Source organism: Streptococcus criceti HS-6 (assembly GCF_000187975.2).
Taxonomy (GTDB): Bacteria; Bacillota; Bacilli; order Lactobacillales; family Streptococcaceae; genus Streptococcus; species Streptococcus criceti.
In genome coordinates this window covers 628,714-652,546 of sequence record NZ_AEUV02000002.1, presented here as the reverse complement: position 1 = coordinate 652,546, position 23,833 = coordinate 628,714, and the positions used below count along the sequence as shown (strand labels likewise).

The 23,833-nt window shown below is 42.1% G+C and carries 29 protein-coding genes and 1 pseudogene; 3 read left to right on the top strand and 27 right to left on the bottom strand.

Going from position 1 to position 23,833, the window contains the following annotated elements:
* Positions 1-29 precede the first annotated feature (29 nt).
* Entirely contained in the window at positions 30-437 is a 408-nt protein-coding gene (locus tag STRCR_RS03235; protein WP_040804399.1) for a hypothetical protein, read from the bottom strand.
* A 223-nt stretch (positions 438-660) separates the two neighbouring features.
* Between STRCR_RS03235 and STRCR_RS03230 the strand changes: the two genes are divergently transcribed.
* Positions 661-1,566, top strand: a complete 906-nt coding sequence (locus STRCR_RS03230; RefSeq protein ID WP_004227398.1) for a LysR family transcriptional regulator — start codon at positions 661-663, stop codon at positions 1,564-1,566.
* Here the strand turns inward: STRCR_RS03230 and STRCR_RS03225 are convergent.
* The 5 genes from STRCR_RS03225 to STRCR_RS03205 all read right to left on the bottom strand — a co-directional run bounded on the left by STRCR_RS03225 (position 1,563) and on the right by STRCR_RS03205 (position 7,879).
* Positions 1,563-2,921, bottom strand: coding sequence for a CitMHS family transporter (locus STRCR_RS03225; RefSeq protein ID WP_004229867.1), 1,359 nt, complete (start codon positions 2,919-2,921; stop codon positions 1,563-1,565). The two genes, STRCR_RS03230 and STRCR_RS03225, sit on opposite strands and share 4 nt — an antisense overlap.
* A 4-nt stretch (positions 2,922-2,925) precedes the next feature.
* Entirely contained in the window at positions 2,926-4,065 is a 1,140-nt protein-coding gene (locus STRCR_RS03220) for a 2-methylaconitate cis-trans isomerase PrpF family protein (RefSeq protein WP_004225785.1), read from the bottom strand.
* 383 nt (positions 4,066-4,448) lie between these two features.
* On the bottom strand, positions 4,449-5,813 hold the full coding sequence (locus STRCR_RS03215) for an MmgE/PrpD family protein (protein WP_004229726.1): 1,365 nt from the start codon (positions 5,811-5,813) through the stop codon (positions 4,449-4,451).
* A gap of 493 nt (positions 5,814-6,306) precedes the next feature.
* Entirely contained in the window at positions 6,307-7,179 is an 873-nt protein-coding gene (rsmA, locus tag STRCR_RS03210) for a 16S rRNA (adenine(1518)-N(6)/adenine(1519)-N(6))-dimethyltransferase RsmA (protein WP_004229261.1), read from the bottom strand.
* A gap of 85 nt (positions 7,180-7,264) precedes the next feature.
* Complete coding sequence (locus STRCR_RS03205; protein WP_004227439.1) at positions 7,265-7,879, bottom strand: nitroreductase family protein; 615 nt, start codon at positions 7,877-7,879, stop codon at positions 7,265-7,267.
* 106 nt (positions 7,880-7,985) lie between these two features.
* Here STRCR_RS03205 and STRCR_RS03200 point away from each other — a divergent pair, with 106 nt between their 5' ends.
* Both STRCR_RS03200 and STRCR_RS03195 read left to right on the top strand, forming a co-directional pair.
* Entirely contained in the window at positions 7,986-8,300 is a 315-nt protein-coding gene (locus STRCR_RS03200) for a winged helix-turn-helix transcriptional regulator (RefSeq protein WP_004228873.1), read from the top strand.
* Positions 8,301-8,393: 93 nt separating this feature from the next.
* Positions 8,394-8,672, top strand: a complete 279-nt coding sequence (locus tag STRCR_RS03195) for a putative quinol monooxygenase (RefSeq protein ID WP_004226296.1) — start codon at positions 8,394-8,396, stop codon at positions 8,670-8,672.
* A gap of 78 nt (positions 8,673-8,750) precedes the next feature.
* Here STRCR_RS03195 and STRCR_RS03190 read toward each other — a convergent pair.
* The 21 genes and pseudogenes from STRCR_RS03190 to STRCR_RS03095 all read right to left on the bottom strand — a co-directional run bounded on the left by STRCR_RS03190 (position 8,751) and on the right by STRCR_RS03095 (position 23,830).
* Positions 8,751-9,271, bottom strand: a pseudogene (locus STRCR_RS03190) (DUF1697 domain-containing protein).
* A gap of 9 nt (positions 9,272-9,280) precedes the next feature.
* Positions 9,281-9,898, bottom strand: coding sequence for a DJ-1/PfpI family protein (locus STRCR_RS03185; RefSeq protein ID WP_040804397.1), 618 nt, complete (start codon positions 9,896-9,898; stop codon positions 9,281-9,283).
* A 43-nt stretch (positions 9,899-9,941) separates the two neighbouring features.
* The gene (locus STRCR_RS03180) at positions 9,942-10,556 is read right to left on the bottom strand and encodes a GyrI-like domain-containing protein (RefSeq protein ID WP_004225707.1); all 615 of its coding nucleotides are present in this window, start codon (positions 10,554-10,556) and stop codon (positions 9,942-9,944) included.
* Positions 10,557-10,616: 60 nt separating this feature from the next.
* On the bottom strand, positions 10,617-11,513 hold the full coding sequence (locus STRCR_RS03175) for a helix-turn-helix transcriptional regulator (protein ID WP_004228998.1): 897 nt from the start codon (positions 11,511-11,513) through the stop codon (positions 10,617-10,619).
* 184 nt (positions 11,514-11,697) lie between these two features.
* Positions 11,698-12,138, bottom strand: a complete 441-nt coding sequence (locus tag STRCR_RS03170) for a GNAT family N-acetyltransferase (RefSeq protein WP_004227911.1) — start codon at positions 12,136-12,138, stop codon at positions 11,698-11,700.
* 21 nt (positions 12,139-12,159) lie between these two features.
* The gene (locus STRCR_RS03165) at positions 12,160-12,534 is read right to left on the bottom strand and encodes a hypothetical protein (RefSeq protein WP_004227396.1); all 375 of its coding nucleotides are present in this window, start codon (positions 12,532-12,534) and stop codon (positions 12,160-12,162) included.
* 75 nt (positions 12,535-12,609) lie between these two features.
* Complete coding sequence (locus tag STRCR_RS03160; protein ID WP_040804395.1) at positions 12,610-13,083, bottom strand: GNAT family N-acetyltransferase; 474 nt, start codon at positions 13,081-13,083, stop codon at positions 12,610-12,612.
* Positions 13,084-13,110: 27 nt separating this feature from the next.
* On the bottom strand, positions 13,111-13,737 hold the full coding sequence (locus tag STRCR_RS03155) for an alpha/beta fold hydrolase (RefSeq protein ID WP_004226700.1): 627 nt from the start codon (positions 13,735-13,737) through the stop codon (positions 13,111-13,113).
* Between the two features lie 17 nt (positions 13,738-13,754).
* On the bottom strand, positions 13,755-14,327 hold the full coding sequence (rnmV, locus tag STRCR_RS03150) for a ribonuclease M5 (protein WP_040804797.1): 573 nt from the start codon (positions 14,325-14,327) through the stop codon (positions 13,755-13,757).
* Positions 14,328-14,369: 42 nt separating this feature from the next.
* Positions 14,370-14,819 (bottom strand): ASCH domain-containing protein, encoded by a 450-nt coding sequence (locus STRCR_RS03145; RefSeq protein ID WP_004227849.1) that lies wholly within the window; start codon positions 14,817-14,819, stop codon positions 14,370-14,372.
* Between the two features lie 23 nt (positions 14,820-14,842).
* Positions 14,843-15,616 carry a TatD family hydrolase gene (locus tag STRCR_RS03140; protein WP_004229046.1) on the bottom strand — a complete coding sequence of 258 codons (774 nt, stop codon included), beginning with the start codon at positions 15,614-15,616 and terminating at the stop codon, positions 14,843-14,845.
* Positions 15,617-15,976: 360 nt separating this feature from the next.
* Positions 15,977-16,489, bottom strand: coding sequence for a DUF1307 domain-containing protein (locus STRCR_RS03135; RefSeq protein ID WP_004226319.1), 513 nt, complete (start codon positions 16,487-16,489; stop codon positions 15,977-15,979).
* A gap of 750 nt (positions 16,490-17,239) precedes the next feature.
* On the bottom strand, positions 17,240-18,511 hold the full coding sequence (gene dltD, locus STRCR_RS03130) for a D-alanyl-lipoteichoic acid biosynthesis protein DltD (RefSeq protein ID WP_004227123.1): 1,272 nt from the start codon (positions 18,509-18,511) through the stop codon (positions 17,240-17,242).
* Positions 18,504-18,743, bottom strand: coding sequence for a D-alanine--poly(phosphoribitol) ligase subunit DltC (gene dltC, locus STRCR_RS03125; protein WP_004228366.1), 240 nt, complete (start codon positions 18,741-18,743; stop codon positions 18,504-18,506). Before dltC ends, dltD begins: the two co-directional genes overlap by 8 nt.
* Positions 18,744-18,755: 12 nt before the next feature.
* Positions 18,756-20,018 carry a D-alanyl-lipoteichoic acid biosynthesis protein DltB gene (dltB, locus tag STRCR_RS03120; protein ID WP_004229724.1) on the bottom strand — a complete coding sequence of 421 codons (1,263 nt, stop codon included), beginning with the start codon at positions 20,016-20,018 and terminating at the stop codon, positions 18,756-18,758.
* Entirely contained in the window at positions 20,015-21,553 is a 1,539-nt protein-coding gene (gene dltA / locus STRCR_RS03115; protein ID WP_004226118.1) for a D-alanine--poly(phosphoribitol) ligase subunit DltA, read from the bottom strand. Before dltA ends, dltB begins: the two co-directional genes overlap by 4 nt.
* A 16-nt stretch (positions 21,554-21,569) precedes the next feature.
* The gene (locus STRCR_RS03110; RefSeq protein WP_040804393.1) at positions 21,570-21,692 is read right to left on the bottom strand and encodes a teichoic acid D-Ala incorporation-associated protein DltX; all 123 of its coding nucleotides are present in this window, start codon (positions 21,690-21,692) and stop codon (positions 21,570-21,572) included.
* A 376-nt stretch (positions 21,693-22,068) separates the two neighbouring features.
* On the bottom strand, positions 22,069-22,203 hold the full coding sequence (gene rpmH / locus STRCR_RS11530; protein ID WP_004228750.1) for a 50S ribosomal protein L34: 135 nt from the start codon (positions 22,201-22,203) through the stop codon (positions 22,069-22,071).
* 101 nt (positions 22,204-22,304) lie between these two features.
* The gene (locus STRCR_RS03105) at positions 22,305-22,703 is read right to left on the bottom strand and encodes a DUF3021 domain-containing protein (protein ID WP_004229570.1); all 399 of its coding nucleotides are present in this window, start codon (positions 22,701-22,703) and stop codon (positions 22,305-22,307) included.
* A 9-nt stretch (positions 22,704-22,712) separates the two neighbouring features.
* A complete protein-coding gene (locus STRCR_RS03100) occupies positions 22,713-23,168 on the bottom strand; it encodes a LytTR family DNA-binding domain-containing protein (RefSeq protein WP_004229870.1) in 456 nt (151 codons plus the stop codon).
* A gap of 56 nt (positions 23,169-23,224) precedes the next feature.
* Positions 23,225-23,830 (bottom strand): DUF998 domain-containing protein, encoded by a 606-nt coding sequence (locus tag STRCR_RS03095; RefSeq protein ID WP_004225350.1) that lies wholly within the window; start codon positions 23,828-23,830, stop codon positions 23,225-23,227.
* Positions 23,831-23,833: the final 3 nt, after the last annotated feature.

Genomic DNA, 23,833 nt, shown 5'->3' with positions numbered 1-23,833 from the left:
TTAGCCATAGGGCAAAAAATCTCTCAACCTTAATCGGGTGGGAGATTTTTGTGATTATAAAGCAAAAACAGACTAATCAAAAAAGCTAAGAACGTGATGACTCCTGTCACGTACTTTTCAAAAAAGCTGTTACTGACAAAGAAATTAAAGCAAGTGGCTAAACCTAGAAAGACCGTGACAAGCTGGATAATTCTAGTAAGTGTTTTTTCCTGCCAAGATGATTTTAGAATCCCGCCATAAAGCAAATAACTATAACCAAAGAAGGTCCAAAGCAAGAATAAAGCCAGATTAACTGGTTTCAGCCACAGCGGGAAAACCGTATAAACTCCGCCAAAAACAAATTGCCCCAACGGAGCTCCTATCAGCAGCAGGAAATGTAAGAACGCTTGCGAAAACCAAAGCAGAGCACTGACCAAGGATAGCCGTTTGATTTTCATCTCTTTCCTCCTAATCTTATCCAAGCAGTCTGCTACTAACATTAATACAATCACCTTATCAGAAAGCGGGGACCCATCAGAAATTGTCTTAAAATCTTTGGCTAGCAAGTGATTCCAACAAGCAGTTAAAACGGAATCCTCTTGAACAGGCCGCTGCTTCGCTGCAATTTATTTAGTGCTATAATAGCAAAGGAAGATTAAGTTGTCTAGAAAGAGGTAGATCATGGAGATTAAAGATATTGAATATGTTAAAACAATTATTGATTACGGCAGTATCACCAAGGCCGCAAAGGCCTTATACATTACCCAACCGTCTCTAAGTATTTATATCAAAAATATGCAACAAAGATTGGGTTTTGACGTTTTTTACCAGCGTGGAAAGAAACTTGAGCTAACCTACCTTGGAGAAGAATTTTTAAAGTATGGTTTACAAATCCTTCGCATTCAAGAAAATTTTAACGATACTGTACAGAATGCTTTAAATAATAAATTTGGCCGTTTGCGTTTAGCTATCCCCCTTTTGCGAAGTTCCTATTTGGTGCCAGAGTTGTTACCTAAATTTCATAAAGAATTTCCTAATGTCGATATTCAATTAAATGAATCCTCATCCGCTTCATTTCCTTACCTCATTGAAAATGGAAATGTGGATTTGGCTCTAATGAATCGGACCCAAGAAAATCACCTTCTAGAAATCAAAAAAATAAAATCAGAAGAAATCTTAATTGCTCTGCCTGCCAAGCACCATCTAGTAGGACAAAGCCATCTAAAAAAAGAGGGAGACTATCCCTCTCTAAGCCTAGATCTCTTGGCTGATGAATTATTCATTTTACACCAGCCAGACCAATTTTCAAGGCATATTTCCGACAATATCTTCCTAGAAAATCACTTCCAGCCAAAGCAGGTTTTACAAACCCGAAATATCGAGACTGCCGCCAACCTTGTTGCCAACAATCTGGGCGTTTGTTTCATTAATGCTTCACATACCAAGCATTTAAATGACAACGCCAAAATAAAATTTTTTTCGCTGGAGCAGAAAGTCTATGTTGATTTAGTAGTCGCCTACCGTAAAAACAGACAGCTTCCTAGTTTTGCTAAAGCCTTTATCGAAATTTGCAAACACAGTATTTAAATCGGGATGGCTCCTGTCAAAACAGCAATGCTCGTCTGTAAAACGAAACTGGCAAAGCCCCATTTCAAATATTCCTTTTGATATTCCACAAAGCTTACTTCCGTCCGATCAACTAAGACATATAAGAAAGCAACGAGGGGGCTGGCGAAACGAATAGCTTGCCCCATTAAAGAGGCTACCCCAATTTGAACAGGCGTTGCCCCATAAGAATAAGCAATTGGTGCGATAACAGGTAATAAGCCAAAATAGAAAGCATCGTTTGGCAAGAAGAACAAACCAGGCAAAGAAATCAGAGCAAAAATCAGAGGGATATAACCTCCCAAGCTATGGGGAATCATTGATACCAACTGATGCGCAATAGCAGCGCTCATGCCGCTACCATTTAAAACACCCATGATGACCCCAGCACCGAACACCAAGGAGACTGGGCCGAGAGCTTCGGCACCATTTGCCAGTAAACGGGAATTTTGAAGAGATAGATCACGATAATTGACAATCAGAGCAATAGCTGTCCCAGCTAAGAAGAGGATTCCTCCGTTGACGATATCCAACACCAGCAAAACCATGATGGCCACCGTCATAATAAGATTGAAATAAATCAATTTAGGCCGCTTGTATTCAACGTTTGTCAGAGTGACATCATCAATAATACTTTGTGTTTCAGACTGAGTGAGGATTCCTTGTCCTTTGACATAGCCGAGTCGTTTTCTCTCCTTCTTACCATACGTATAAGCCTGAAAAATAGCTAAGAGCGCTGCAGCAACCATCCCCGGAAGGACTGGTAAAAGGAATTCCTTAGGCCCAATATTTAGGACCGGCATTGCACGCGCCATGGGACCGCTCCAAGGCACCAAGTTCATAACAGAATTACCAAAACCGATGATGGCCGCCAAATAAATCTGCTTCATTTTCATCTTCTTAAACAGCACCAACATCGAAGCTGTAACAATCAGAACGGTCGTTGTACCGTCACCATCTAAGGAAACCGACAGCGTAATGACTGCTGCAGCAACCATAATCTTCATCGGATCCCCCTTAGCCCATTTGATCATCATAACGGCTAAGGGATCAAATAAACCAACATCCAGCATAACAGAGAAATAAAGGATGGCAAAAAGTAAGAGGGTAATAGTCGGTGCAACCCCTGTTGTGATTTTTCCTCCACTACCGACAGCATAATAAAGTCCTTGATAGACCCATTCAAAAGTTTTCAAAAATGGGACGCCGGTTATCAAAGCCGCTGCTATTCCAAAAATTAACGGAACCAAAATTAGTCCTGCAAAGGGGCTAATTTTTTTGCCTAGCAATAAGGCCATGAAGGTAATGATCATTAAATATCCGAGTATAGCTAGCATAGGACTATTCCCCCTTAATAAAGGCCGTTCCTGTCATAATCTTTCTGGCTGTCCGATAACTCGAAACAGACCTAATAACAGTTTTTCCTTCAACAATCTCACTCTTGACAGAAACCGAAATCTTGCCGCTACTATGGGCAATCTCCAGCTTATCGCCAATCTCTCTATCCTGAACCAACTCATAAGGTATCGTTCCCTTTAGATGAGTAGCTGCTCCAGTGCATAGGGCACCTGTCAAAGCAATGGATTTATGAGCCTTTTGCATACTCATCATACGGACAGCAATATCAAAATCGGATTTTTTTATTTCTTTTCCTTCTTTAGTCAGGTAAGTTTTTGGTTTAGAAATAATTGTCAGCTTAGGGACACCTGGAGTCAGAACTGCACTATCTTTAGGGTCTTTAATAATTCCCATCAGTACGGCTGCCTTACCGCGAATTTCTTCCAAAAGCTGCAGGAGACTATCCTTGCTATCAATCATTTCAGGGGTCTCGATTCCCTCTAAGCCAATATCTTCTGCCCGAATATAGACGAGGGGATTGGCGACATCAACTAAGGAAACGTCAATATCTTTCCCATCACTTAAGGTTATGACATCCTTTGCTTGTCCCGTTGGGAATAATTGCCCACTGAACGCCCCCGCAGGCTCAAGAAATTCCAGCTCAATTTTTAAGCCTTTACCCGGAACGCCAGATATCTCAAAATCTCCTTCATAGGTCAATCGCCCATCTGGCGTTGGGATATACTCGTTGATTACTTTCTTGGTGTTTGTATTATAAACTCGGACCAAGGTTTGGGGTGAGCTGGTTTTAACCAAATTATTTTCAATGGCATAAATACCAACTGCAGACGAAATATTTCCACAGTTTCCAGAATAAGAGACAACGGCCTTATCCACAGCAACTTGTGCAAAGGTATAATTGACATCCCAGTCATTAACCGTCTCTTTAGAAATAATAGCCACCTTACTTGTCGTTGAAACAGCCCCACCCAGACCATCAATTTGTCTGGCATCAGGACTTCCCATCAATTTCAAGAGAATTTTCTCTCTGTCGCCGAGGTCACTTGGCAAAACTGCTTCATCAATAAAAACTGCTTTGCTAGTCCCACCACGGTAAATACTCACTGGTAAATCTACTAGCATTCTTAACCTCCTCGTATAAGATACAAAGGGCGTCCGCGGATCAAGCAAAAATAGGAGGTTCGACGAAGACGCTTGCGTCTAGGAAGAAACTATCTTTTTTGCACAAGCCGCAGCCCGTGTTCGATTATTAAGATATGGCAGAGGCTTGTTACCTAAGTGCTTCACACTTAATAACAAACGCCAATCACTAGAGTGAATTGGCTGCCTCTCCCACTAACTTCGTTTGGTTAGTAAAATCGACCAACCAAACGTCGTGTCGCAAAGGGCGTCTGCGGATAAAGTCAAAATAGGGAGTCCGACGACGAATCATCAAAGATTCTAGGAGAACTCATCTTTTTGACACAATCCGCAAGCCCATGCTCCGTTATCCAAACCAAGACTTATCAAATTTTTGCCAATAAATTGGTTAACTCACTAATATCAATGTCTTCAAGCCGAGCAATTGTATCTGCAATTTTTTGAGCTAGAGTCTGGTCAATAGATTCTGTCAGCAAATGATATTTTTCCAAAAGGACATCCCAGCTTGCCGGTCTTGAGGTGAAGCCTTGGTAATCATCTTTATCAATCCTATAAATATGACCATCATTGGTTTCTACTTCCAATCTGATAGCCATCTCATTCGGAAAACGTTTGCTGAACTCAGGATTTTCCCTAACGGTTACCTTTTGCAAAAGATTTTGAATATCATCCCTTAGAATCCGATCTTGTTCATACTGGGCTGGCAAAACCTGACCATCCAGATAAGCAGCTGACAGCATGTATGGAAGCGAGTGGTCAGCCTCCTCTTTGAGGCGAATTTGTTTCTTATCGCCTTCTTCACCCCCTCCGATAATATTAAACGCAACATCAAAGGTATCCAAACGAATTTCCTTAATAGCTTCCGGAGCAAGGTGTTCCTTATTTCTAAATTCAATCAGCCCTTCGATTGAAGACTGGGAGTGAATTTCAGCATTATAGCGCTTGATAATTGTCTTTAAAACACGTTCCAATCCTTCTTTTTCCCAGTCGATTTCAAACTTACCAGCAATAGTTTCATAGAAACCTTTATTGCCTTCAAAAACTTCTCGTGGACCTGTAATATTATACTTTGCCAAGAGAGCCGAAGACATTGCACCGCGGGCTGTATTCGGTGCTGCCAAACCCTTCCAGTTCGACAGTGCACCCGTCCGAGTGACCCGCAGAGAATTATAACTAGTTCCTGAGATGGCGATAGCATTTGCAATTTGTGCCTGTGTCAGTCCCAAAGCCTTAGCCGCACCAGCTGCAGCCCCATAAGCTTCCTGAACAGTATGGTCAAAACCATGTTTCCTGACAGGAGCCTCATCAGAAAGCCGGCACTGGATTTGGTAAGCAATCGCTAGACCAAGAAGAAAATCTTTCCCAGTCCCATGATTGTGTTCTGTCGCTGCCAAAATAGCTGAAATATTATCAGATGGATGGCAGGTTTCTCCTTTAGCTAAATAGGAGTCGTTATAATCTAAATAACGAATAGCCGCACCATTAAACAAGGCTGCATAATCCGGTGTGGTTTTTCCCCCACCAATCATGGTCACCGAGCCATCAGCAGTTAAATCATGCGTCATTTGCTGGATATTCTTGATTGTCTGGCTATTCAAAGCACCAATGGCACAACCAATAGCGTCAAGCACACGCCCCTTCAAAGCAGTTACTTCTTCCTGCGAAAGGTCAGCAAAATTTTTTGTAGCAACCCATTTAGCCATTTGTTCAACAACAGTTAGATTTTCCATTTTTTATCTCCTTTAAATTTTTTTCACCCCCATTATATTGCAAGCGAATTCATTACACAAATTAATGTTTTTTATATTTTAAATAGATTAGACCTATCATTGATAGCCAATGACATCACTTTCCTTTCAAACTGCGAGCCTTCTTATTAGGCATTTTGGGTATTAAAAAAAGTGGGATCAACCAAAAATTGAAAATTTTTGGTTGATCCCACTCCCTACTTTTAAGGTGGTGACCTGAAACATTCTCTCCCCAGACCGTTTTTGACACTTACTTTGCAAGCTTTATTTCCCGATTACAAAGGTCCCTTAGACCTTTGGAGATCGGAAATAAGATGAACGATGGTCGTCACATTCATTTAGGTTTTCCGCTTTAGGCTGGCTTAAGGGCCACGATTACATCATGACATCAGCTCAAAGAGACTATGCAGACTCCCCCTATCGTCTTAACAAGATAGAAATTCTGGTATTATCATACTTCAACTCTTTTAACCTATCAAAGTCTTTGATCTTTTAACGCATCTGCCAATCTAGCAAAATCCATAATAGACAAGGCTTCGCCGCGGATAGATGGCTGGAGTTCTGCCTGCTCCAAAGCGGCTTCCAATTTAGCTTTGATATCTTCTGACTTGCCAAAGCGGTTGGTCAGATTATTCCACAAGGTCTTGCGACGGTGGACAAAGCTGGCTTTTGCGACATCAAAAAGAAAATCCTCGTCTTGCACTTCCACCAAGGGCTGATTGCGGCGTACCATTTTGAGAATGGCTGAGTCAACATTTGGCGCTGGTACAAAAACAGTGCGAGGCACGATAAAGGCTACCTCAGCCTCCATATAATACTGCACTGCAATCGACAGCGACCCATAAGCCTTGGTGTTGGGTTCAGCCGAAATGCGGTCTGCCACTTCTTTCTGCATCATGATCACAAACTCTTGGAAAGGAATTTTACTTTCAATCAAATGCATGAGAATCGGTGTCGTGATGTAATAAGGGAGGTTTGCGACCACCTTAATCGGCAGATCTGGATTTTTAAAGCTCTGGATCTGCGTCTGCAAATCAGCCTTGAGGATATCTTGATTGACTACCTGCACGTTGTCAAAATCACGCAGGGTATCTGCTAAAATCGGAATCAGGCGCTCATCAATCTCAAAAGCCATGACCTCTGCCGCATTCTCCGCCAAAAACTCGGTCAAAGCCCCGATACCAGGCCCAATTTCGATGACATTAACATTTTTGTCAACCTCTGCCGTATCGACAATCTTCTGTAAAATATTGGTATCAGTCAAAAAATTCTGACCGAAGGATTTTTTAAAGGTAAAGCCGTGACGCTCCAAAATGGCACGGGTCACAGAGTAGTCTGCTATTCTCATAGGTGCACTTTCTATTTTAATTCTTTCTACTTATTCTACCATAAATAAAACAGGGGTGACGGGCGACCTAGAACAGTTGAGCTAATTAATCAATAAAAATCAAAAACTCTCCTACCTTTCTCCTAACATGGGGATGACCAGATTTTAAGGCTTTCCCCACAGACAGCATTAAAATAGGTTCCCAATCAGAAGAGAGTTTTAGGTAGTCCTTCACCGCCTCAAAATCCACTCCTCTCATCGGCACACTATCATAACCATAGGTACGGACAACATGCATGAGGTTCATAGCAAAGAGACCAACATCCAGTCGTAAGCCTTCAACATCCTTATCGTCGGGATGCAAGCTAAAATATCTCTCTATTCTTAATAGCTTGTCAGCTACTTTGTCTTTTGAAATAGCCTCATGCTGAAGATGAAAATCCTGCCACCACTCTAAGTCATAGGCCTTTTTATCACCAAAGAGCAAAAAGACTGCGGATGCCTCCTTGACTTGCAGCTGCCCTGCTGCAAATGCTGCAAGACGTTCTTGCTTCTCTTTATCAGCGACGACCGCTACCCGCCAAGGCTGGAAATTATTACCAGATGGAGCGTAACTGGCATGTTTCAGTATGTCGACGATCACACTTTTTTCCAAGATGACTTGGGAATCAAAATGCCTGACAGACCGACGTTCATCCAAAAAGTTTAAAATATTTTCCATAATCTTGTATCCTCCTTTGTGTTTCTTAACAATTTCATTATAATAAAGCTAATAATGAAAAAACAGTAGTCACTTTTTTGTGACCACTGTCTTAGGAGACCCTGCTATGCAAACAAACACACACTGGAACTGTGGGGTATCAAGATTAATGGACAGTACTTCGGGAAAATGGAAACTCAATATTATCTGGATTATCTCACAGCATGAGCCTATTCGTTTTAACCAGTTAAAGCGTGAAGTAGAGGGAATCACCAAAACCATGCTGACACGCGCTTTAAACGATTTAATAGTCGATGGCCTAGTGCTCAAAACAGACCTACAAACCTTACCTTTTCACACTCAGTACCGCTTAACAGCAAAGGGACAAGAACTATTGAAACTTTTACTCAAACTCAACACTTGGGGTAAAGATAATATGTAGCTGCCCTCTATGTTAGAAAGCAACAAAATATTGACATTTAGTCTATAAATTTATAGACTGTTACCAGTATTATCTATTACAAGGAGGCCATTTATGAAAACAATCAACGCCACGTTCTTTATTAAAGAGGATAATCGTCAAGATTTCTTGCAGGCGATTCAACCACTGATTGAATCCTCAAGACAAGAAAAAGGAAACCGCAGCTACCAGCTCTATCAAGCTGTGGACAAGCCCAATCAATTTATCATGATTGAACAGTGGGAAAATCAAGAAGCTATCGATAGCCACAACCAAACACCGGTCTTCACCCAATTTTTCGACCAATTGTCTGACTGGTCATCAGCTGAACCAATTGTGACTGTATTTGACTAAATGATCCTAAAGGGAGTGGGAATACGAACCAAAACTTTCAATTTTTGGGTTCTTTCCCACTCCCTTTGTCATTCTTTTTCACAGCTGACTCAAACGCTTCGTGACACTAAGCTTCCGCATGGTGGCTCGGATGCCCAACGTCTTTTCTAAAAAATTAGTATTCAACTTTTTCTTTTTAGCTTCTCTGGGTAAATACATATAAAGACACTGGCTACCTGCATACAGCGCCTCATCCCCAAAGTCTTGTGCTAGAAGCTCTGCTAGTTTGCTTGAAGAAATAGTATCATTGGTGAAAACCAGATGAATGCGTGAACTATCATAGGTCTCACTAAAAGGATTTTCCTGCGCAGCTTTCGCTAACTGCTCAGGATTTTTGATAATGACGGACAAATCCGCTCCGATATTTTCGTATCGTGGACGAGATTTTTGATGTCTTTATCAGCTAAATCTGTCTCGCAAATAATATTCCCACTTTGGATACAGGTCTCTATGGACTGCAAACCTGCCACTTCTAAAATCTCTCTAAGATAAGCCATCTTGGGGATTTTATTTGGCCCGGTCGGCGTAACGCCACGCAGGAGGATAATCGCTTTCTTCATCAGGTCTCCTCACTCTGAGAATGAGGACATCAATCTGGCATAAGCGGCAACATCTCCCGTAGAGAAATAGTCAAACCAAGCTTCGATTGTTTTGTTAGCATACAAGTCTAATTTTTCAACAATCAGTTTTGCCCACAAGAGTGAACCAGCAGAACTTGCTATGATCAAATTGCCATCACAAACAGCCACATCATCCTTATAATATATCTGCCCAGTATAATGGGGACTCATTTCTGGATAAAAAGAAGCATTGCTCGTATGGAAACGTGTATTTAAGGCACCACGGTCGGCCAGACCCAAGGTAGCTCCGCAGATAGCGGCAACCAAGAATCCCTCCTGTAACAACTCGGCCGCAAGGTTCAAAATAGCTGCTTGCTCCTTATCCAGCCAAGTCTCACCGCCAATGAGCACCAAAGCTGCTGTACTCGCAACATCTATATCATCTAGACTTAAATCTGGTACTAGAGTAATGCCGCTGGCTGTCCTGATCGGCGCTTTTGTCCTGCCTACCGTTTTAAAAGAAACTTTGGGCTTTTTCAACATGACCTGTAAACTCAGAGCTTGCATCAAGTAGCCATGCTCCCAATCGGCCATGGTATCTTGGACATACATATAAACGGTTTTCATCATTCCTGCCTCACACACTTATTGGATAACGTTTTCCATGTATTTACCTCACGGAGTACCTAAGTATAGTTTTTTGCTTGTCTTCAGCTGTTCTGTTGCGATTGCTTAGGTAGATTTCTCTGTGAAAATCGGCCGTTCGTGTAAGATTAAGATCATTGGTAAGTTGATCCATCAATGCAAAAGACTTGGGTTCATCATCGTAGCTTCCCATATGTAAGATCTGAATAGCTTTGCCATCTTTTACTTCTTCAAAGCCTATCTCATCATACAAGTCATTAGGCTTTTTCTTTCTAACAGTCTCAAGCGCCTTGGTAAAATCCTTCTGCTTTATAAAATCAGGTTGTTTAATCATCAGTGTATAGGTCAGTTTGTTTTTATCAAATGCTGACTCATCACCATTTTCCCAAAGTCCCTCCAAAGGATAGACGGTAAAATCCGTCACTTCAGCATCGGACCTATCTTTCATATCTTTCTTATACTGCATCTTGATAGCATAGGCCAGCGCATATAGGGCGGATATCCTATCTGAAAAATCCGCTTCATTGGGATTACCTTTGCCTTTTATCAGGATAAACTGCTGTTTGGGTACTTCTACTACGACCGGTGTCTGCTTGACACCATAAAGTGTTTTTTCCTGTTTTCTCCATTCGTATTTCATGATCTAATCCTCCTGTATTTTGATAGTTCTATTGTACAGGAAGATACTTGACACCATTTGTCAGGTTCTATATTTTTTGGCCATTTTAATAGTCATTTCTCTCATTTGCTTTCGAACATCCTCTGGTTCTAAAACTTCTACCGCATCTCCAAATGAAAGAATATAACGATAAAGGTTGTCATCATTAGGCAGTTCTATCTCAGCATAGAGATTGCCCTCTTTATCTTCTACAGCATTTTCTGCCATTTCATCGTAGACCCTAAATGCTGCTGTTTTATCAAATTTCATTTTGATTGCTACTGTACCTTCAGTCTTTACTTCCCTTGGCAAAACAATACTGTCGAATTGATCGTTAAAGCGATCCCGACACGTTTCAAAGCCTTTGATACGAGACAGTTTAAAATATCTAAAATCTTTTCTGAGCAAACAAAAACCATAGACATACCAATCCCAGCTTTTAAATAAAAGCCTGATTGGCTTGACTTCTCTATAAGTCTCTTCTTTACTGCTGGAAAAATACCTGAATCTTACAATATTTTTATCGATAATGGCTGACTTTATGTCTCTAAATAATGCATCGGCTTTATTCCCCTGCCAGCTGTCAAAATCGACCTCTATCCAATTAGTATTTTTCATTTTAAAGAGTGCCGACAGTTTTGTCAGAAGCTCATTCTCATATTCTTTACTTGTTTCCTCCAGTCCTTTCAAGGCGATTAAAATCTGCTCCTGTTCTTCCCCAGAAAGGAGTGATTTCCTCAGTACAAAGTCATCAGAAATTTCGATGCCGCCACCCTTGCCTTGAGTCGCATAAATCGGAATGCCTGCACTGCTGATAACATCGATATCTCGGTATATGGTCCTGACCGAGACTTCATATTTCTCAGCCAATTCATTAGCCGTTACTTTACCCTTCTCTAGGACGTAGTATAGAATTCTAAACAGTCTATTATTCTTCATGATTCAATCGCTCCTACAAATAGGACAGCACAAGCCTGACAGAGATTATCGAGTTAGGATATTTCTCACTCAACAAATCTTTCAAAACCTTCTGCAAATTTGCTTGGGAAAAATTCCGTAATCTCGTACTCTGCGATGGCGTTGACATTGAACGGATCTTCCTAGATTACTCTCGCATTAGGTTTTAAGTATCAATCCTGACAATATCCGTCAGCGCCTTATTGCGGTAAACCAAATCTTCTCTAACGGTAAAGCCGCACTTTTCCCAGAAGCCATTGCCGGCCTGATTGCGGTCAAAAACAACTAAGGCCACCTTGTGAATCCCTTCTTGCTGAAGCGCAGCAAGTCCATGGTCAACCAGCTGTCGGCCAATTCCGCCATGTCTGAAATCTGGGTTAACCGCCGTATGGTAAATATAACCGCGTCTGCCATCATGACCAGCCAAAAGAACACCAACCACCACAGTATCCTCAACAGCTACTAAACAGGTTGTCGGATTGCGCTTGAGAAAAGCAGCAATTCCCTCTCTTGAATCATCCAGATTATTAAGCCCCATGCCCTTACAGGACAGCCAAAGCTGATAAACCGCATCGTAATCATCTATAACCATTTCTCTAATCTGCATGTCCACCTCCAAGCACTCATTTTAGTCAATGATCAGTCTCACACCCTCATCTTCTTCCAGATTGTAGACGTGTTTTCCGATAATCGAGCGAAGTTTTTGAATATCTTCTAAGTCAGAACTGGCAAACTCTAGATAATTCTTTTCAGAATCCGCTGTATTCATATCCCTATAAAAATCACTAATATAGCAGTAAAATTCATCTAAAATGTCTTCCAGAGGATACTGCGATATAGCCTCACCAGCTCCCTCACCCAAGTCGGGCTCCTGTACAAAAGACAATGAAGTCATATACTGAAGTTCTCCGCTCTCATCTTTGGTCTGATAAATACCTGATTCAATTTCTTCGTATTTAGTTTGTTGATATTTTTCTGCCTGATAATCTTCAATAGCCTTCATATCGCACTCCTTTATACCTTGCCATTACTTAACTTTCTCCAAAGTTATATCCAATTGAAGAACTATAATAACCTACTATAATTCAACCACCATAATCAGCTCTTCATCTTTCTCAGATACTGTGTGGAAACCGAGTTTCCGGTACAGTTTAACGGCATAATTGGCCTTTTGAACTGATAAAGAAGCTGCTTTAAAGCCATTTATTTTGAGCAAAGTCAACATTTCTCTCATCAGGGCTGTTCCAATCCCCTGCCCTCTGTATTCTTTGAAAAGAGAAACGGCAAGAGAAGGCGTGTCATCATTGATGTGCCCATAATCCTCTATTATCCTGCTCCATACAGCACCGACTAGCTCTTGATTGATTTCTGCCACCAGGCAAAAATCCCCAAACTGACTGCCAAAGTCTTTGACATATAGCTGCAGATCTGGAAGCTTGATAATCTCTTTATCAGGTTTTTCCGCCCCTTCCGGAATAAAAATCGCTTCATACAGAAAATCATTCAGCCTATCAACTTCATTTGCTTTCATTTTTCTAATCTTGTAGGTCATCATATGCCCCCAGCAATTATGGTTTGATTACCTTTCTTGGCTCCTTAGAAATTTATATATAGCCTTTTCAATCTGTCCCGAGTGAGAAGTAAGCACTTGATGGGCTCCACCTTCAATCCATTCTAATTGAGCTACCTTTATACGCTTGGCTAACTCTCTGGCAGCCCTCTTATTGGGAACATCTTTTGTTCCACATAATACCAAAGTCGGACAAGAGACTGCCGACAATTTTTCTTCTAGATTAACATCTACCATGGAATTCATAAATTCAATCGCCCGATTTTTTGTCAGCCCCAAACCTTTAAAAGTCTGCTCAGGCATGAAATGAAAGATGAAATTTTGTACTTTTATCAGCCATTTGGGTGTCTTATACTGAGCAGAAATTAAGATCAAGCCAGAAACTTTATCCTGATGAGCAGCCGCATAATGTAAGGCCAGTATAGCTCCTAGTGAATGTCCAGACAAAACCAATGGCTCGCTAGTAGCGTGACAGTAATTCTCTAAACCTTCATACAATTGCCTGTAATGTGGATGCTCTTTATCAAACCAATCCCCTAAAGGCAAAATAGAAGATTTTTCTGAAGGAATTTTAGTTGCTATATCTCGCCAGACAGATGGAGAATCGCCTAAACCGTGCAGATAAACATGCTCCATTTCCCTTCCTCCAATTTTTAATTTTTTTGATAATTCTCCATCACTTCCTCAACCTCTGCCAAGGTCACGCCAAATAGTTCTAAGCGTTTGAGGATCTGCTTACCATTGGTATAGCCGATACGTAGCTGTTCACCGAGGTACTCACGGCGCTGACGACTGTCAGCTCCCATGAGAAGGCCGAGGCGCATGAGATCGGATTGGGTAATATCAAAATGATTGTCATCATCGTAGCTGCCAAGTACCCCAGACAAAGCTTTTTGCAAATCCTCAAAAGAGGCATGCTCAACACCGAGCGAGCGCCCCTTAGTTTTTGATTTAGGGACAGCCTCGCCGCGATTGAGAAAGGCATGCTTAGCTGTCGGCACAGCTTCCATGATAATTTTACGGATACGCTCACCGTTGTAGTCTGGGTCGGTGAAGACGATAACACCTCGTAACTCATTGAGATAAGCGATGCGTTCTAGATCCTCATCGGTAATGGCAGAACCCTTGGTTTCGTAGGTATCAACCTCATAAAAACGGCGCAGATTGGCCGTGTCACTCTTGCCCTCGACGACGAGGACTTCTTGTATTTTAATTTTATTTTCCATCATTTTTATTGTCGCTATGTGCACAAACTGACTAGCGAATAATTAATAAACCTTTTCAAATACTTCACACAGCATAGGGGCTTGTTCATAAAACTCTTTTCCGACTTTTTGGTATTCCTGAGTGAAAAAATCATCATGAACCTTTTTCCAATAGGCGTAACTTCTATCACCTTCTCCCTCATGCCAGGCATGCTCAGGCGGAATCAAATGATAGGGCATGATATAGGTCACTTTTGTTTGCGTGACACAAACAGGTTCATCCGAACCATTGAGGATGATGTTGTATTCCCCAATCTGGGGCACCCACTCTCCAAGCTCATACAATTCATAGGCTGAGGTCGTGGCTGTTTTGATCCCCTTGTTGACTAAATCTGCTAGCTCATCCGCCATCTCTTTAGTGTTTCCAAAACTCCAAGTCTCATGCTTCGTATCTTCTGGTATATTGAGTTCTTTGCAGCAACGAGCCCAGAAGTCCTTGATAGTATCCACCATATAATTTTATTCCTCTCCTTATATTAGCAGTCAATTCCAAAAATGCGCAGAGCATTTTCAGTCGTGACTTTCGCGACTTCTTCGTTAGTGATGCCTCGGAGTTCTGCAATTTTATCGACGACATAACGAGTATAGGCCGTTCTATTTTCTCGACCGCGCTTAGGGACAGGAGCTAAGTAAGGCGCATCGGTTTCGACGAGGATTTTATCCAGCGGTAACTTCTGCGCTGCTTCCTGCACATCCAGCGCCTTTTTAAAGGTCACCACACCCGAAAAGGAAATCATCATGCCAAGTTCGACAAAACGCTGTGCCATTTCCAAGGATCCTGAGTAGGAGTGCATGATCCCACCACGGGGGCCGACGCCAACCTCCTTAACGACCTCATAAGTGTCCTCTAGGGCATCACGGGTATGCACCACAAAGGGCAGGTCATGGTCCTTAGATAGCTGGATTTGGCGTTTAAAGACCTCAATCTGAACGTCCTTAGGATCTTCCATCCAGTGGTAATCCAGCCCAATCTCACCAAGAGCAACCACGCGCGAATTGGACAGATGACTAACAATCATATCCTCCACTTCCTGCGTGTAAGAACCAGCCTCAGTCGGATGCCAGCCGATAGTCGAATAAAGCTCAGAAAACTGGGCAGACAATTCCAAACTCCGCTTAATCGTCGGTTCATCAAAACCAACAATATTCATCTTAGTCACGCCGAGTTCACGCGCTGCTGCAATTTCTTCTGCTTCTTTTCCTGCAAAATTTTCTACGTTTAAATGAGTATGGGTATCGAATATATTCATGCCTTTATTTTATCACAAAGTCCAGATAAAAAGAGAGTGGGACAGAAGTCGATTTTTTATATAAATTGACTTCGTTGTCCCACCTCCGCACAGTTGATTAGGTTGGCCGCTAACACTTGCGGAGTAGTTAAACAGTCCAGTGGACTGTTTAAGGGGGTGCCTGAAAATGGGACTGCACCCCAAGATAAGGACCTCCAATCAGCAGTGGTTCATTGGTGCTAAAGCACCTAATGAACTGTGCAGGGGAAAGACTTCTTGGCAGTGCCAACAAGTCTTTCTCCCAACCACTGCGTCAAACTGTTATGACTGCAAAAAGAGAAGGCTGGAATACTTTCTTCCCAGCCTCTGCTATCTTATTCTTTAGTTTAGTTCTTGGAATTTACCATCTTTGACCTCGGTGTAACCTTGATCTTTCAAAGCCTGACTGGATTGCTTAAAGCTGATATGATCAACCTTTTTACCATCAGGTACCTGAACTTGCAAGAGGTCAGCGTTGGCATTGATATCAACCTTAGAAAAATCAACTGTTGTGGTTTCAACCATTCGATCGCCTTGATAGTCGACCTTATGCTTAATTCCTTTAACACCATCCCACTTGTTACCGCCGTGCGCTTCTAAATACTGCTTGGCAGCATCAGCTGAATCTACCTGAATAGCTGAGTAAAGCAAGGTGGTGGTGGTGGTCATTTTCAACACCTTATCACCCCTATACTCATAGTGATTTCGGACATCCATCTGTCCCGCTTTTACTAATTGAAAATCAGCTGTCTCACGGGGACTAGCATTCTCAGCCGCTTGTTTGCTGCCGCAAGCCACTAAAAGCAGGGCCGCTAAGAAGGCGACTAAGCCAAAGGCTAATTTTTTTAATGTCATAGGATTAGCTCCAATCTTTATTTAATTCAAAGCTATTATAGGAATCCCGATGAAACTTGTCAAGCGCTTTCATAAGACTTCTGAGGACAAACCATAAAAAATTAAGAAAGGCAGTCCTGCCTCTCTTGTATTGCTCTAGATTTACCAGATTGACGCATCCGGTGAAAGCAAGACTTGTTGGCTAAGCCAAGAAGTCTACCGCTGCACAGTCCATTAGAGAGTGGGACAAACAGCCATGATGGCTTCGCCCTCACCCACAAAACATTGTAATCTTTGAAGATTACGTATAAAAAGTCATTTTTTATATAAATCGACTTCATCGTTCCACCTCCGCACAGTTGATCTGGGTTTTCTCAAACAGTCTCCCAGACTGTTTGACCTATCTCTTGCGAAGTAAGGGGATAAGGACTTCCAATCAACCACTGCGTCAAACTGTTATTACTGCAACAATAGAAGGCTGGAATACTTTCTTCCCAGCCTCAATGAACTACTGCTGGCTGATTTTCTCTTTGCCGCAAGGCCAAAGTGGAAAACCTAAACGAATGTGATGATCGTCATTCATCTTATTTCTAACCTCAAAGGGTTCTCAGGCCCTTTGAGCTGTTCTGAATGGGGGGAAATGAAACTTGCAAAGCAAGTGTCAAAAACGCTCTAGGGAAGAGACCGTTTCAGGTCACCACCTTAAAATCAGAACGTAGTGAAATCCAAATTTTCAATTTTGGGGTTGAGCCCACTCCCCTTACTACTTGGTTAGTCAGCTTTGAAAGCCTCAGGCTGACCTGTATAATTAGCCCAGTCCTGAGTCAGGAAATCGTCGCTAATATGATAATCTGGCTGAACCTGCTTTTGTGTCAAGAAGGGATTGACATACTTGTCAACGGCTAACCAGCCATTCCAACCCAAGTGAATGGTGTCCTGCATAAAGTGAGAACGCCCCCCATCTTTAGAAAGGTCGGCAATATGATTAAAACCTTGACTTTGCAACTGATATTTGATTTTAGCAACGGACGCTTGATACAGTTTAGTATCCAATCCTGTATAATCAGACCATTTCTTATTAACTGGCGGGATGATAAAGAGCACATCAGTATCCATCTGAGCAAACTGGTGGAGCACCAGCTGCAAATCATTGAACTCAGGCGACTTAGTATAGTTAAATGTCTTCTGCGCCCCCTTCAAGGCCTTGTAATTTCCCTTAATCCGATTATTATAGAAACGATTAGAGATCCCAAAGCGGTTGTTGTTCGTTGCCTTGGCAGCTAACTTATCAGCTTTGGCTGACAGAACCTCATAAGAGAAATCATCTGGTAACGTGGCAGCCTTCTTGGCAATTTTCTCATCATAGTTCCAACGACTTACACCAAATTGGCTATAGAAGTTATCTTCCTTCTCTAAGACCTGTTTTCTAAGCTTGAGCTGGGCTCGATCGGATTTAGATAAGGTTTGACCCTTAGCAACCTTTTCCACCATCTTGGACAGTGGAGCTTCTGGATACAGCTTGAGGAAGCGTTTTGCCGCATAACGATCATATAGGGTCCCCTTTTGATTCTGCAAAAAGCTTACCATCTGATCATTGCTAAAGAAGCTTTGAAAGGCTGCCGGATTAGCACCATCCTTAACGAACCATTGAGGCGAAATAACATAAACCGCCTGCTTGCGGGCCATCTGAGGAATGATTTGCTGCATACCATAATATTGAGTCAGAGAGGCTGCCCCCTTTTGTCCTAAGAGATAGGGAGTATAACCACGGTCATAGGCATCAGCTAAGACAGAAGGATGCAGGGCATCCATCCGTGACCATTCACTGGAGCCAAAAAAGGGAACGAAGCGGTGTCTAGGGTCTCCGAGAGCCCGCACTTTCTTGGCCCGACTTTTAAAACTAACCTTAGTCAAAGCGGTTGCATCGATCTTCTCAGCCTTGAAGGAATGTCCCCGATTACTCGGATAAAGACCAATTAGGGCAATAACCAAGATAAAGGCACAGATCAGAGGGCCAAAAATTTGCCACAAACGTTTAAGCATTGCGCAACTCCGTTACCCCTTGAACAATTTTATTGGCAGTATTCCAGTCATCACGACCAAACTCTGAAACAGGTACGTTGATATCAAAATGACTTTCCAATTCAACGATCAATTCAACAGTTCCCATACTATCGAGCACACCGGCATCAAATAGATCTTCATCCATCATATCAGATACATCTTCCATGAAAAGAGCATCAATAATTTCAATAACTTCTGCTTTAATATCCATTTTTATTCCCCCTTATTTTTTAATCAGTGGATTATTAAACCACTGGGCATCTAGGAAACCTGAGAAGAGCAGGAAGGAAACCATAACGACATTGAAAGTAATAAAGATTCCCAAAGCTTGCGTCCACTTATTATCAGGCAGAGGCTCCTGCCCCTTCTTCTTTCTTTCCTTGTTGATTTTTTTCTTTTTTCGGAACCAGGCATCATTGATAACGAGACCGACGCCATGGAAAAGACCGTAAGCGATATAGTACCAGGTTACTCCATGCCAGAAGCCCATTACCAACATATTGACGAGATAGGCCACACTAGAGGTGACATTGCGATTGTCAAAGACCTTCTTTTGAATTAAGAGCTTAACCAACCGCATGAAAATGAAATCTCGGAACCAAAAGGACAGGCTCATGTGCCAGCGATTCCAGAATTCCTTTAAATCCCTTGAAATGAAGGGCTTATTAAAATTAACTGGGCTCTTAATTCCCATGAGATTGGAGATTGCTAAAGCAAACATAGAATAGCCTGCAAAGTCAAAAAAGAGGTCCAAACCATAGGCATACATAACACCGATAGTATAACGATTAAAAACACCGCCCAATTGGAGAGAGCCTTCCTTCATTGGATTGAGCAGATAGGTCTCATCCAGATAGGCAATGATAAATTTATAGAGGAAGCCCAGCATAATCCAATAGACAGCCTGTTCCAGCATATTGAGCAGCTCATCGCGCTCAGGAATCTTTTGGTAATCCTCATCAAAGCGCTTGAAACGATCAATAGGACCGCTTGAAAAAGTTGGCATAAAAAGCAAGAAACGCAGAAACTGCCAGAGGGTAAATTCCTTGAGCACTCCGTCTCGCATCTCAATAATCATGCCGACCGCTCGGAAGGTCAGATAGGAAATCCCTAGAAAACCAAAGAGGGAGGCAAAGCCATGCGAGATGGTCGGTGCTACTTTGACAAAGGCCAGAGGCAGAATCGACAGAAAAGTCCAGACATAGAAAACTCCAGAACTATTGGCTCGCCTGCGATAGGCCTTATAGGAGAGAACCAGAGCCGTTTCCCAGATAACATAGAGTAAGAGGGATAACAACTGATTGAGGTTTTTCCCTGTCAGCATCAAAACAATAAAAGCCAGGCTGACTAAGATTTCATAAGGAGCAAAACGTTTCTTGAAGAAAAGACCGATGAAAATCGGCAAAACCGCCAGAATAATATAGACAAAATACTGAGGATTCCCATAAGCTTCCAGCTGAGGCAGAGAGGTCAAAAAGCTGATCATCGCTTATTCACCTCATTCATAAGTCCCTTAATATCAATCTTGCCATTAGGAGTCAGCGGCAAATCATCACGATAGATGAATTTAGAGGGCATCATGTAGTCCATCATAATATCCTTGAGATCCTCTTTGATGGCTTTAGTGATATCCAAGGCCTTGTCAAATTGCTCTGCCACTCCGTCTTTGAGAACGATATAGGCCAGAAGATTCTGTACCTTGTGGTCTTTATTGTAGCGCGGGACTGCTACAGCTGAATCAACATATTGCGACTTATTGAGGCTCTGAGCCACATCTTCCAACTCAATGCGGAAACCGTTGAACTTGATTTGGAAATCCATCCGACCGCCGTAGAGCAAGAGGCCTTCGTCGGTCATCTTCCCCAGATCTCCTGTATGGTAGGCCGGCAAACCCTTGTAGCTAAAGAAAGATTCTGCTGTCTTTTCAGGGTTGTTGAGATAGCCCTTGGATACGGCAGGTCCTGAAACAATAATTTCACCCTGCTGACCATTAGGCAGTGGATTGCCTGCCTCATCAATGATATAGGTTGGCGAATCCTTCTTGGTATAGCCGATTGGCAGACGCTTGCAGGTCGCCAGCATCTCATTGGTCACAGCAACAGCTGATAAAGCAACCGTTGCTTCAGTTGGCCCATAAGCATTGACAATACGAGCCTGAGGGAAACGATCTCGCAATTTCTGAGCCGTCTTAACCGTTAATTCTTCCCCATCAAAATAGAAATGAGTCAGCTGAGGCAGAGTTTGACTATTAAAGTCATCCGACAGCATGGCCATATCAACAAACGATGGCGTTGAGGTCCAAACCCCAATCGGCAGCTCATTGATCGTTACAAAAAGTTTCTTAAAATCAACAATGATTTCCTTAGGAAGAGCAAAGAGGGTACCGCCCTTGGCCAGAGTCGGAGCCCAGTACATAACCGATAAGTCAAAGGAATACGGCGGCTGAGCCAGCATCTGCGGATGCTCAGGAATGCTGAATTCTGGATCGCTGATAATCCAATTGGTGAAGCTTAGGAGGTTGTCATGCGAGATTTGTACTCCCTTTGGTTTACCGGTCGTCCCCGAAGTGAAAATAATATAGTAGTTATCATCACCCTGAACAGGATGGGTCAGCCGGTAGGCTGTTTTTGTCGCAAAAGCAGCTTCAACATCCGATAGACTTAGTATCGGCGTAGTCACATTAGTCATTGGAAAAGCACCGATAGAAATAATCAGGCTAGGTTGGGCCACTTCCAAGATAGCTTCAATTCGGTCTAAAGCCGAGTGCTGATCAACTGGAATATAGGCATGGCCTGACTTACTGAGGGCAAGGAAACTTGCTAACATTTCATACTCTTGTCCCCCAAAAACCATGACTGGTGACTGAGCAGGCAGAGCCAAAGTATCAAGATAGGCAGCTAGACTATCAGAGTCAGATTTTAATTCACCATAAGTATGGACTTCTCCCAGAATATTATAAACAGGATAATCCGCCTGCGACTGAGCAAATGCTTCAATCGTTTGAATCATATCTTTAATCACAGTAGTCTAACCTCTCTTAAAATTCGTTGTAAATAAAGTTGCCTTGGCCACGGCCCAGATAACTAAAGAAATACAATAACATCAGAATGATAATAAAATACAAGGCTGTCCGCCACAAGAATCGCCAATGGGCCTTCATGTTTGCTTCCCTCTCATCTTTGGATTTGCAGATTTAAACGTCCTCTCAACACGAGTCACCAATTCCAATCAGGACCGGTCTTAAGTCTTCTCTCTGCAATATTTAGTCTCTTTATTTTACCATATTATTACAGGATGGAGACGGTTAACCGTTTTCAGATTAAGCAAATTCCTAAAATCAGATCCCAGACCTCGTATTTGAATCTAAAAGTCTAAAAAGATGACTGTTCCAATAAGATTTAGGGCCATTAGTAAATCGGCTCTCAGTTCTCCAGCTTATTCCCTCTTCTCATTTTTGAAAATGAGAAGAGGGCTAGAGATTTAGCCAAGAAAAAATCAGCTCCCTCGAGTAAGAGCTGATCTTGTGTTTGATGTCATTATGCAGACAAGACTTTACGTCCTTTGCGGCGACGTGCTGCAAGAACACGACGGCCGTTCTTAGTTGCCATACGATGACGGAATCCGTGTTTGCGTTGACGACGGATCTTACTTGGTTGGTAAGTACGTTTCACCTGGAATACCTCCTCATAGATTTTCGTATTCGTTTAGCCGGCTATTATTATGATCAGTTACTAAACATACTTATTCATTTTATCCTAAGGCTAGGCACTTGTCAAGATTGCTCCCTCCTTTTTTCTGCCAATTTGCGATTAATCCTACTAACACGGCGATAAAAGATCAGATAAACCACAAACCAAATCACTAGGTAGACTATGGCAAAATTCAAGAAAAAAGCAGGAGACAAAGCATGATGGTTAATCCTATTCATCAAGACAATTAAAGCAGCAACTGTTACAAAATGCAGACTAGCCTGCCAAAGAAGAGCTGGCTGTTCCAATTCATAAATCATGGTCACAAGGCCAATCAAAGCACTAATCCAGACAACATTTGTAATCTGACTGACTGTCTGTGTTTGAGCACCATCAGCTAAGAGACTAAGTGTATAGACAATTCCGCCAAAGCCAACACCAACGATGGCATAAATTACAGGCTTTCTAACATTTATTTTCATCTTCACCCCTCACAATCCTAGGCGTTGCTCGAGATATTTCAAATAACGCCGGCTGACATCCAGCTTGCGTTGGCCCGTCAAAATCGCCAGCATATTTCCTGAAAAACTAGCTTCCAGAGCCTCCAAATGATTGATATTGAGCAGGGCATGCTTGGATACCTGAACGAAGTCAGGATTGTTCAGCCGCTCTGCAAATTTATAGAGGCGGTCATTGGTCAAAAAGCGACCCTTGCATGCCTCCAAAATTAAATAACTTCCTTCAACATCAACATAAATTAGGTCTTCAACTTTAAGCATCTCAATCCGATCGTTAGTCTTGATGGGAAGAACAGTCACATCTTCACGATCATAGCTTGACAGATAATCCAGCAAGTCTTGAACTTCTCTTGTTTTTTCCTGACTTTGAACCAAAACTTGCACCTCATCTGGTTCTAAAGCTTCAATTTTCTCAAAGCGATAGTGCATGCTCCATCTCCTATTTTTCTTTCTATCTTAACTTTTTAGAGCTGGTTATGCAATCATCAATTGACAGAAAGAATAGCAAAACAGATCAAAAGAAAGTAAAGGTTGCCGAAAAAAAGGAAAATTCTTTCAAAAAGGCCAAAGTATTTTTTTAAAAAAGGAAGAATCAAAGCGGCTACTAAACCGTAGAGACCTATTTCAACCAAAATTTTTAAACAGTACGCAAGCTGGTAAAAATGGTATTTTAAAGGGAGAAAGGCGCCTTCAAAATTCAGGAGCACTAGGGCCAAGGCTGTAAATTGAAAAATGGCAAACAAAAGATGCAAGCGGCCTTTAAGCGTCCTTTCCTGCCCTTCTATGTCTGTTGGAAAAACGGCTACTCCTAACGTCCCAAGCAAAGCTAGACAGAGTAAAGCAACGGCTTTCCCCTTAAAATCAAACTGATAGGTCCAAAATCCTAAGGCCAAGGCTAAGGCAATGTTTCGCACAGCCGTCAACAGACCGGCCAACTGAAAATAATTTTTATAATCGCCGACCCCATAATCACTGACTGCCTGAGAAATCGGATGATAGACTCCTCTGTTCTTAATATGCAATACCGTTAACAAATAATAATAGACCAGAATACAGATGATAGCTAGACCAGCAAAAATATTAGTTAGCATGGC